At 45.9% G+C, this 1,070-nt stretch carries 1 pseudogene; it reads left to right on the forward strand.

Going from position 1 to position 1,070, the window contains the following annotated elements:
* Positions 1-70: 70 nt before the first annotated feature.
* Positions 71-1,070: pseudogene (locus DFP77_RS19435) on the forward strand (transposase); the annotation flags it as partial.

Below are 1,070 nucleotides of genomic sequence, written 5' to 3' on the forward strand. Positions count from 1 at the left end.
CCCCCTGTGTCAGGATAGTTGTCGCCTCATTTGTTATTATAAATAGACAGGGGACGGTAAGTGAAAACCAGTGGATTACCAAAGACATTCAAGTGCCTTTAAAGAAGCCATCTTACAGAAACTCTACCAAAGCCAATTGTCGAGACGTGAGTTTGCAGAGCAAGAAGGCATTAAGCTCTCCACCCTGTATAGTTGGCAAAAGCAATTCAACACATCAGGATTTAGCGAGTCAAAAGTGAGTTCATCAGATAAGTGGTCCAATGAAGAAAAGTTTGCTGTCGTACTTGAAACTTCCGCCTTGTCTGAAGCGGATCTGAATCAGTATTGCCGAGAAAAAGGGTTGTACCCTGAGCAAGTAAAGCAATGGAAGCAAGCCTGCATTGCAGGGAATACAGTGAAAGATAAGCGAAACACCAAGATCACGGCTGAGCAACAATCGGACAAAAAACGCATTAAAGAACTAGAACGTGAGCTGAGACGAAAGGAGAAAGCGTTAGCAGAAAGTGCGGCGTTACTTGTGCTAGGAAAAAAGTTCGATGCCTATTGGGAGGAAAAAGAGGACAGCTAATCACGCTGGCCGATAGGCAAAAGTATTCGCAGTGGATCCGTCATGCGGTGGAGTCAGGTGCACGACAAGAGCCTGCCTGTGAGGTGATTGGATTATCGGTCAGAACGTTACAGCGTTGGTATAGTGAGGGCTCTATTGGGGAGGATAGAAGAGTCACCGTGATAAGGCCTGCACCAGCGAACAAACTGAGTGAGGTAGAGCGGCAGAAGATGATTGAGGTTTGCAACCGTGACGAGTTTGCTTCCTTACCACCCAGTCAAATCGTGCCTATATTGGCCGACAGAGGCGAGTATATTGCTTCAGAATCCAGCTTTTATCGTCTCTTAAAAGCGGAAAGCATGCTCCATCACAGAGGAAAAGCAGCATCAAAGAATGTCCATAAAAAGCCCACGAGTTATACGGCGAAAAAAGCCAATGAGGTGTGGAGTTGGGACATTAGCTATCTGCCAACCACGGTGATTGGGCAGCATTACTACCTGTACATGATAGAAGATATTTACAG

It is taken from the genome of Marinomonas foliarum (genome assembly GCF_003337275.1).
Lineage (GTDB): Bacteria > Pseudomonadota > Gammaproteobacteria > Pseudomonadales > Marinomonadaceae > Marinomonas > Marinomonas foliarum.